This is a genomic window from Streptomyces sp. NPDC059909, assembly GCF_042730885.1.
In the GTDB taxonomy this organism is placed as follows: domain Bacteria; phylum Actinomycetota; class Actinomycetes; order Streptomycetales; family Streptomycetaceae; genus Streptomyces.
In genome coordinates this window covers 24,137-32,543 of sequence record NZ_JBHWKX010000072.1, presented here as the reverse complement: position 1 = coordinate 32,543, position 8,407 = coordinate 24,137, and the positions used below count along the sequence as shown (strand labels likewise).

The window sequence follows — 8,407 nt, the reverse complement described above, 5'->3', positions numbered from 1 at the left end:
GACGGTCAGGTCATCGGCGAAGTGCCGGTCGCCGGTGGCGTCGGGCACGTACTTCACACAGACAACGATCCTCAAGCTCACGCCGGCTCTCCTACAGGTACGGGACGGTCGCATGACACGCGTGGTTGGTTATCAGTGAACCTATGACACTCAGTACCCTCTGTAAAGGTACTAAGTGCCAAATCTCTGGTCCGATGCTACGTTCCCCGCATGACTGAGGTGCGCAAACGGCGCAGGGCGGCAGCAGGTCCGGCGTCCGACGACTCCCCCAAGGCGCCCATGCGGGAGGTCCTGGCCGGGGCGGCGTTCCAGCTGTTCCTGGAGCGGGGCTTCGAGCAGACGACGGTGGACGACATCGTGGCGCGAGCGGGCGTCGGCCGGCGCTCCTTCTTCCGGTACTTCCCGTCGAAGGAGGACGCGGTCTTCCCCGACCACGAGCGCTGTCTGGCCGACATGACCGCCTTTCTGGAGGCGGGTGCGGGGGATCCGGACCCGGTCGGCACGGTGTGCGACGCGGCCCGGCTCGTGATGCGCATGTACGCGGCGAAGCCCGAGTTCTCCGTGCAGCGCTACCGCCTGACGCGGGAGGTGCCGGGGCTGCGCACCTACGAACTCTCCGTCGTGCGGCGGTACGAGCGGACGCTGGCCGGCTATCTGCGCGGCCGGTGGGCCGGGGCCCCCGACGGTGCGCTGCGGGCCGAAGTGGTCGCCGCCGCGGTGGTCGCCGCCCACAACAACGCGCTGCGCTCCTGGCTGCGTTCGGGCGGGGACGGGGACGCCGACGCGGCCGTCGAGCATGCGCTCGGGACGGTGCGCGAGGCGTGGGCGGGAGGGACTCCGTCGGTGGCCGCGGAGCCCGTGACCGGCGCGGAGTTGGCGGCGTCCCGGGCCCACGAGGACGGCCCCGCCGAGGGTGAGGTGATCGTCATGGTGGCGCGCAAGGGCGCACCGCTGTGGCGCGTGGTGCAGCAGGTCGAAGCCGCGCTGGGAGCGGACTGACACAAGGAAGTGATACTCGGTACCTTTACGTGGTGGCACTCAGTGCCATAGCGTGCGGGGCGTCGACGCGACAGCGTGACGTTCACCAGCCGAGTGCAGGGGGTCGAGGCGTGTCCCAGCCAGGAAGCGGCACCGCAGTGGCGGTGCAGGAGGAAACCGGTCTCGTCTTTCAGCGGTGCCGTTGGTGCGGTACGGCCTCCTTCCGGCGGCTGCTGTGCCCGGTGTGCGCGTCGAGCGACCTGGACCCCGAACGCAGTGACGGTTACGGCGTGGTCGTCCGCACGGCGGTGGTGCATCGCCGCACCAGTCTGGCGCGCAACGAATCGCTCGTCCGGTTCCCCGAGGGCTTCATGTTCCGCTGCCGTGTGATCGGCACCGCACCGCATCTGGTCTGGCCGGGGGCCCGCGTGCGTCCGGCGGCGGGCACCGACCCGAACACGGGCGAGGCCGTCTTCGAGGTGTGCGAAGCCGACGAGCGTGATCGGTGGCGCTGAGCCGCCCCCGCCCCGCGGACCCGTCCCGCCCGGGTCGCCCTCGCTGACGGAGCGCTTTCCGCCCAGCACAATGACCCCGTGACCGCACCCACCGCTCCGCCCGCCCACCTCCGCCTCGACGTCAACGCATCCGGTCGTCCCGACGGCATCCTCACCGCCGCGCGCGAGGCCGAACGCCGCGGCATGGACCGCCTGGTGGTCGCCGAGACCTCCCACAACCCTTTCGTCCAGCTGGCCCGGGCCGCCGAGCACACCACCTCGATCGAGCTGGCCACAGGCGTGGCGATCGCCTTCGCCCGCACCCCGATGACCCTCGCCTACGAGGCGTGGGGGCTCCACGAGGCGTCCGGCGGCCGTGCGGTCATCGGTCTCGGCTCGCAGGTCAAGCCGCACATCGTGCGCCGTTTCGGTATGCCGTGGGACCGGCCGGCCGCCCGTATGAGGGAGTACGTCCAGGCGGTCCGCGCGATCTGGCACAGCTGGCAGACCGGGGAACGCCTCGCCTTCCGCGGCGACTTCTACACCCACACGCTGATGACCCCGGCCTTCTCGCCCGACCCGGTGGCCGGCGGTGTCCCGCGCATCCTGGTGGCCGGAGTCGGCCCGCTGATGACCGCGACGGCGGGCGCGGTCGCCGACGGATTCATCAGCCATCCCTTCACCTCGGTCGAGTACCTGACCAAGAAGGTGCTCCCCGGCGTGCGGGAGGCCCGCGCCAGGGCCGAGGCCGACGCCGCGGAGTGGACCGCGCGCCCGTTCGAGATCGTGGGCTCGGTGCTCACCGCGACCGGCCGCACCGAGGAAGAGCTGCAGGCGAACTTCGTCGACGTGCGCGAGCGTGTCGCCTTCTACGCGTCCACCCCCGCCTACCGGGCGGTCATGGACACCCACGGCTTGGGCGAACTCCACGAGGAGCTGCACCGGCTGTCCGTGCGGGGACGGTGGAAGGAGATGGGCGAGCTGATCGACGACGACGTGTACCGCACGTTCGCGGTCGTCGGTGAACCGGAGGAGGTCGCCCGGGAGATCCGCCGCCGCTACGACGGCGTGGTGGACCGTCTCTCCGTCAGCGGACCGACCGAAGCCGACCCCATGCTGATGGCGGACGTTCTGACCGCCGTCCGCGACGCGGGGTGACGGCGGGGACCGCCTGCGGGCGTCACCGGCCGCCTGCCCTCACGGGCGGGGCCAGGGGCGTCCCTCGAGGCGTTCGATGTCCTTGTTGAAGCGTTCGAGGAGGGCGGCGAAGTCTGCCACGTCCTCGGGTGACCAGTTGGCCAGCACCGTCTCCAGGCCACGGACGTTCTCGGCGCGGCGACCGCGGGCCGCTTCGACGTGCCGGGAGCGCTCGGCCTGGGCGCCGGACTGGTCGCCCTGCTGCTCGCCGTGTCCAAGGCTCCGGCTGGGGCTGGGGGAGCGGCACCACCATCGGCCTGTTCGTCGCCGCGGTCGTCGTGCTCCTGGCCTGGGGGTGGTGGGAGCTGCGTACGCGTGAGCCCCTGGTCGACCTGCGCGTGACCGCACGCCCGCAGGTGCTGACGACCAACGCGGCCTCGGTCCTGGTCGGTTTCGCGATGTACGCCCAGTCGCTCGTCGTGCCCCAGCTGCTGCAGCTGCCCGAGGCCACGGGCTACGGCCTCGGACAGTCGATGATGGCGATGGGCCTGTGGATGGCCCCGGCGGGACTGATGATGATGGCGCTGGCGCCCCTCGGCGCCAAGCTCTCGGCCGCCCGCGGCCCCAAGGTCACCCTGGCCGTCGGGAGCCTGGTCATCGCCGCCGGTTACGCCTCCTCGCTGCCGCTCCTCGGCTCGACCTGGGGCCTGCTGGTCGTCACCCTCATCTGCAACACGGGCGTCGGCCTGGCCTACGGGGCGATGCCGGCCCTGATCATGGGGGCCGTACCGCGGGAGGAGACCGCCTCCGCCAACAGCTTCAACACACTGATGCGTTCGATCGGCAGCTCCGTGTCGGCGGCCGTGATCGGTGTGGTCCTCGCCCAGTTGACGACCGACTTCGGCGGACACCTCCTGCCGTCCGAGGACGGCTTCCGCGTCGCCATGCTGATCGGCTGCGGAGTCGGTCTCGCGGCCGCGGCCGTCGCGTTCCTGATTCCCGTACGGGCGGCGGCCGTTCTGCCGGAGTCCGAGTCCGAGCCCGGCGCCGATTCCGACACGCGGACCGGGGACATCGCCGAGCCGCTCCCGGCGTCCGAGGCCAAGGCGTGACCTGACGCCCCGGTCACGAGGCTTCGGCCACGCCGGCCGCTGTCCTCACGGCGGCCGGGGGACACCCGGCCGCCCCCTCCACCAGAGAAGAGAGAACTCGCCATGAGCACCCGCGACTTCGCCGACCGCAGCGTCATCGTCACCGGGGCCGGATCCGGGATCGGCCGGGCCACGGCCCTCGCCTTCGCAGCGCGGGGAGCCAAGGTGGTCGTCGCCGATCTGAACGCCGACGGCGCCACCCGGGTCACCGCCGACATCGAGGCGGCCGGCGGCACGGCCGTCGCGGTCGTCGGCGACCTCGGTGAGCCGGCCGTGGCCGACGAGCTCGTCGCCACCGCGCTGAAGTCGTTCGACGGCATGGACGTCCTGGTCAACAACGCCGGGATCATGGACAGCATGTCGGCCGTGGCCGATGTGACGGACGCCGAATGGGAGCGGCTGATCCGTATCAACCTGACCGCCCCGTTCCTGCTGACCCGCGCCGTCCTGCCGCACATGCTCGACGCGGGCAAGGGCTCCATCGTGTTCACCGCCTCCGAGGCGTCGCTGCGCGGCTCCGCCGCCGGAGCCGCGTACACCGCCGCCAAGCACGGCATCGCGGGCCTGACCAAGTCGCCCGCGGTGACCTACCGCAACCACGGCATCCGCACCAACGCGATCGCCCCCGGCGGCACCGTCACCAACATCCAGGTCACCGCCGACCCGGCCGCCGTCGGCCCGCAGGCGCTCCGCCCGTACATGGGCAACGTCGGCCGGCCTGCCGCGCCCGAGACGCAGGCCGCCGCGATCGTCTTCCTGGCCTCCGAGGCGGCGGGCAACATCAACGGCGTCATCCTGCCCGTGGACAACGGCTGGTCCGCGGTCTGACCCACGGTCAGGCCGGCGCCCCTCGACCGGCACGTGGGGACGGCCGTGGGGGCGTCGACCCCGTCCGGCGGCGCCTCGCGCGAGCCGGGCGGCACCGCAGGACCCCGGCGGGAAGGGGACAGGCCGCCGGGGTCTTCGCGCGCCCTGGGAGGGTCCACCCGGGCCCGAGCACAGAGCTTCCGCGGCCCGCCCCGTCCTCGTCCACCTCTTGGAGTGCGGCCAGTGGCACGCTCCGCCCGGCCCCGGCCCGGAAGCCGGCGTCCCTCAACCTCGGCCGGCGGAAGATCCGCCCTCGCACGACGCCTCCAGGTAGGCGCGCGCCAGCGCGCCGGCGCGCGTGAACCAGTCGGCGAGTACGGCGACCTCGTCCGGCGTGTAGTCCGCGAAGAGCTGCGCGAGGTGTGCGTAGTACGGCTCGTAGACGGCCCGCACCCGCTCGGCGGCGGCCGGGACGGCGGCGACGCGCACGCGGCGCCGGTCGGCGGGGTCCGGCCGCCGGGTCACGAACCCGCCGCGCTCCAGGCGGTTGAGGATGCCGGTCACCGCCCCCGTCGTGACGTGCGCGCGCCCGGCCAGGTCGCCGGCGGTCAGCAGGGAGTCCCCGGCCTCCAGGACGTACGCGAAGCAGATGAGGTCCGTGACGCTCAGACCCAGGTTCCGGGCGAACTCCTGCTGGCCGACGATGCTCGTCGCGATGAGGTCGTCCATCGCGCTGATCGCGTCCGAGGCGGAGGCGGCGGGGCGGGGCTTGCCCTCCATTGAAATTCCCTTAGTGCGTAAGATAAATTCCTCACTTGCTAAGACATCGTAGGTCCGGCGCCGGTGCCGTGGCCCACGCCACCGGCGGGCGAGGAGGCAGGCACGTGAGCGGACATCAGCACGACGAGGGCCACACCATCGCCGGATGGACCGGGTGCGCCGTCGCCACGGCCGGGGCCGCGATCGCCGGCGTGGGCATCTGCGGCTGGAGCCCGGGGATCTGGTGGGGGCTCGGCGTCATGGCGGTGGCGGTGCTGGTCACGTGGGGCCTCCACCTCGCCGGCTGGGGCAAGCCGCCCGGCCTGCGGCCCGCCGGCCAGTGGGGCCTCCGGGTCCGGGACCGCGCCGCGAGGGAGGGGCACGCGGGTTGCCTCGGGTGCCGGCTGGCCGGGCGGCGCCGTGTTCCGGTACGTACGGGCGCCGCGCCCGAGCCCGCCCTCGCCACGTCCGGTACGAGTTCCCCGGCCGGCCTGACGTCCTGACGGATACCGTCTCGGGCAGCCGTCCCAGGAGCGTCCGTACGACGCGGGGCAAGGGCCTGGTGCGGGTACCGGACCCGGACGACCGGGGTCAGACCCGGAAGACCGACCCGACGAACTCCGTCAGCAGCCGCTCCTTCAGCCGCCCGGGCAGGGCGTCCAACAGCACCAGGACCGGCGCCATCCGGCGCGGCAAGCCCCCGCCCCCGCTGCCCTCGCCGGCACCGCCGGCCTCGCCGTCCGCGCCGGTGAGCCCGGCGCAGGCCAGGACGGCCTCGGTACCGAACGTGCGGCGCCCAGCGACCCCAGCCCGTATCCGATCCGCACGGAGCGCGGCAGGGGCGGGGCGGCGCTGCGGCGGGCCGCCATGCCGCCGGGGCCGTCGGGTGGCGCGGCGGAGGACGGGCCGTTGGACATGGGTTCCCCCACGAGCAGGGATCGGAGGGCGATGCCGGCAGCCGTAGGAGATCACGAAGGTGCGACGTTCCGACAGATGCGGGACGAGCACGAATCGTTCGCGCAGCACTGACGGCCTCGGCCGACCGCGGGGCGGTCCGGTCCCCGGCCGACCCGTACCCGGGTGCACGGCCGGACGCGCGACTGGCGCCGGACGGTCGGCCCGGTGCGTCAGCGGCCCGGGACGGGCGCGAAGGGGGCGTGGCGCATCTCACAGTCACGGACGTACCTACTGGTCGGTATGGTCGCTGTGGCCAGTGACCCACAGGAGGCTTCATGTCTGCGACCAACCGCCAGATCCGTCTCGCAGCCCGCCCTTCGGGCGTGGTGCGGCCCGAGGACTGGGAGCATCACACCGCACCCGTCGAGGAGCCCGGTCCGGGCCGGTTCGCCGGCCGGACCCGCGTCATATCGCTGGACCCGGCCATGCGAGGTTGGCTCGACGACCGTCCCTCCTATCTGCCGCCCGTGGGGATCGGCGAGGTGATGCGCGCGGGATCGGTCGTCGAGGTCACCGCCTCCAACCACCCCGGCTTCCAGCCCGGCGACCACGTCGTCGGCACCTTCGGCGTCCAGGAGCATGTGGTCTCCGACGGCAAGGGTGCCCTGAAGATCGACACTTCGCTCGCTCCGCCGTCGACGTATCTCGGCGCCCTGGGCATGCCGGGCATGACGGCGTACTTCGGTCTCCTGGACGTCGGCGCGCTGAAGGAGGGCGAGACCGTCGTGGTCTCCGGGGCGGCCGGCGCGGTGGGCACCATGGTCGGCCAGATCGCCAAGGTGAAGGGCTGTCGCGTCGTGGGCATCGCCGGCGGGCCGGAGAAGTGCACGCTGCTCACCGACGAACTCGGGTTCGACGCGGCGATCGACTACCGCGCCGACGACGTCAAGCACGCATTGCGCAAGCTGACCCCGGACGGCATCGACGTCTACTTCGACAACGTCGGAGGGGACATCCTGGACGCGGCGCTCACCCGGCTGGCCATGCATGCACGCGTGGTGATCTGCGGTGCGATCAGCCAGTACAACAACGCGACCCCGGTCAACGGCCCGTCGAACTACCTGTCCCTGCTCGTACGGCGCGCGCGGATGGAGGGCTTCGTGGTCTTCGACTACGCCAAGCGCTACGCAGAGGCCGCGCAGGAGATCGCCGGCTGGATCGGGGCCGGCCACATCAAGGTCAAGGAACACGTGGTGAAGGGCACGGTGGACGACTTCCCCGAGACTTTGCAGATGCTGTTCCGCGGCGACAACGTGGGCAAGCTCGTCCTGGAGCTGGCATGACCGCCGCTGCGCACAGCGCGGCCGCCCATCACGCAGAGCAGGCAGCCGCGGAAGCCGGCGAAAGTGCCCCGCTGTGCGGCAAGGTCGCGATCGTCACGGGCGGCGCCAGTGGGCTGGGCCGCAGCACGGTGCTGGCACTGGCCGAGGCGGGGGCCGAGGTGGTCGTCTCCGACCTCGACGTGCAGGGCGGCAGGGAGGTCGCGGATCTCGTCGGCGGCCACTTCCGGGCCTGCGACGTGTCCGATCTCGAGGCCAATCGCGCGCTCGTGGAGTTCACCGTGGAGCGCTGCGGCGGGGTCGACATCGCGTTCCTCAACGCGGGTGTGGCGACGGGGTGCGGCGTCGGCGACGACTTCGACCTGGCGCGATACCGTCGGGCGATGGGCGCCAACCTCGACGGGGTCGTCTTCGGCACCCACGCCGTGCTGCCGGCACTACGGGCCCGCGGCGGCGGGTCGATCGTGGCGACCGCATCCCTGGCGGGCCTGGCGGCGGTGCCGCTCGACCCCCTCTATTCGGCCAACAAGCACGCCGTGGTGGGCCTGGCCCGCTCACTGGGCCCGGCTCTCGCGCCCGAGCGCGTCCGCTTCAACGCGCTCTGCCCGGGGTTCGCCGAGTCGCGGATCATCGACCCGCTGCGCGGCATGCTCTCCGAACAGGGCGTGCCGGTCATTCCGGCGGAGGTGGTGGCCGACACGGTGGTGCGGATCGTCACCGGCGACGGCACCGGCGAGTGCTGGTTCATCCAGGCCGGCCGTGAGCCGGAGCCGTTCCGCTTCCGCAACGTCCCGGCGCCCCGACACCTCGAGCACGCCTGAGCGAGGCGGAGGACCGGCCGTCG

Annotated in this window: 8 protein-coding genes and 2 pseudogenes; 8 read left to right on the top strand and 2 right to left on the bottom strand. The window is 72.6% G+C overall.

Annotated features, from left to right (window positions below):
* Window positions 1–81 (bottom strand): annotated as a pseudogene (locus ACFV9O_RS32785) (electron transfer flavoprotein subunit beta); the annotation flags it as partial.
* Window positions 82–279: 198 nt separating this feature from the next.
* On the opposite strand from ACFV9O_RS32785, the gene ACFV9O_RS32780 reads away from it, so the two are divergent.
* The 5 genes and pseudogenes from ACFV9O_RS32780 to ACFV9O_RS32760 all read left to right on the top strand — a co-directional run bounded on the left by ACFV9O_RS32780 (window position 280) and on the right by ACFV9O_RS32760 (window position 4,588).
* Window positions 280–999 carry a TetR family transcriptional regulator gene (locus ACFV9O_RS32780; RefSeq protein WP_385424374.1) on the top strand — a complete coding sequence of 240 codons (720 nt, stop codon included), beginning with the start codon at window positions 280–282 and terminating at the stop codon, window positions 997–999.
* A 110-nt stretch (window positions 1,000–1,109) separates the two neighbouring features.
* Window positions 1,110–1,493, top strand: a complete 384-nt coding sequence (locus ACFV9O_RS32775) for a Zn-ribbon domain-containing OB-fold protein (protein WP_385424366.1) — start codon at window positions 1,110–1,112, stop codon at window positions 1,491–1,493.
* A gap of 78 nt (window positions 1,494–1,571) precedes the next feature.
* Entirely contained in the window at window positions 1,572–2,630 is a 1,059-nt protein-coding gene (locus tag ACFV9O_RS32770; protein ID WP_385424363.1) for a TIGR03617 family F420-dependent LLM class oxidoreductase, read from the top strand.
* Between the two features lie 174 nt (window positions 2,631–2,804).
* Window positions 2,805–3,721, top strand: a pseudogene (locus tag ACFV9O_RS32765) (MFS transporter); the annotation flags it as partial.
* 102 nt (window positions 3,722–3,823) lie between these two features.
* Window positions 3,824–4,588 (top strand): SDR family NAD(P)-dependent oxidoreductase, encoded by a 765-nt coding sequence (locus tag ACFV9O_RS32760; protein WP_385424361.1) that lies wholly within the window; start codon window positions 3,824–3,826, stop codon window positions 4,586–4,588.
* A gap of 264 nt (window positions 4,589–4,852) precedes the next feature.
* Here ACFV9O_RS32760 and ACFV9O_RS32755 read toward each other — a convergent pair whose 3' ends face one another.
* On the bottom strand, window positions 4,853–5,347 hold the full coding sequence (locus tag ACFV9O_RS32755; protein ID WP_385424358.1) for a MarR family transcriptional regulator: 495 nt from the start codon (window positions 5,345–5,347) through the stop codon (window positions 4,853–4,855).
* A 104-nt stretch (window positions 5,348–5,451) separates the two neighbouring features.
* Here ACFV9O_RS32755 and ACFV9O_RS32750 point away from each other — a divergent pair, with 104 nt between their 5' ends.
* The 3 genes from ACFV9O_RS32750 to ACFV9O_RS32740 all read left to right on the top strand — a co-directional run bounded on the left by ACFV9O_RS32750 (window position 5,452) and on the right by ACFV9O_RS32740 (window position 8,384).
* Window positions 5,452–5,829 (top strand): HGxxPAAW family protein, encoded by a 378-nt coding sequence (locus ACFV9O_RS32750; RefSeq protein WP_385424355.1) that lies wholly within the window; start codon window positions 5,452–5,454, stop codon window positions 5,827–5,829.
* 729 nt (window positions 5,830–6,558) lie between these two features.
* The gene (locus ACFV9O_RS32745; protein WP_385424353.1) at window positions 6,559–7,566 is read left to right on the top strand and encodes an NADP-dependent oxidoreductase; all 1,008 of its coding nucleotides are present in this window, start codon (window positions 6,559–6,561) and stop codon (window positions 7,564–7,566) included.
* Window positions 7,563–8,384, top strand: coding sequence for an SDR family oxidoreductase (locus tag ACFV9O_RS32740; protein WP_385424351.1), 822 nt, complete (start codon window positions 7,563–7,565; stop codon window positions 8,382–8,384). The genes ACFV9O_RS32745 and ACFV9O_RS32740 overlap by 4 nt, the downstream gene beginning before the upstream one ends.
* Window positions 8,385–8,407: the final 23 nt, after the last annotated feature.

Excerpts from the sequence above, each read along its gene's own strand:
- ACFV9O_RS32780 (WP_385424374.1), top strand. The coding sequence starts at position 280 with ATGCGGGAGGTCCTGGCCGGGGCGGCGTTCCAGCTGTTCCTGGAGCGG.
- ACFV9O_RS32760 (WP_385424361.1), top strand. The coding sequence starts at position 3,824 with ATGAGCACCCGCGACTTCGCCGACCGCAGCGTCATCGTCACCGGGGCC.
- ACFV9O_RS32755 (WP_385424358.1), bottom strand. The coding sequence starts at position 5,347 with ATGGAGGGCAAGCCCCGCCCCGCCGCCTCCGCCTCGGACGCGATCAGC.
- ACFV9O_RS32745 (WP_385424353.1), top strand. The coding sequence starts at position 6,559 with ATGTCTGCGACCAACCGCCAGATCCGTCTCGCAGCCCGCCCTTCGGGC.
- ACFV9O_RS32740 (WP_385424351.1), top strand. The coding sequence starts at position 7,563 with ATGACCGCCGCTGCGCACAGCGCGGCCGCCCATCACGCAGAGCAGGCA.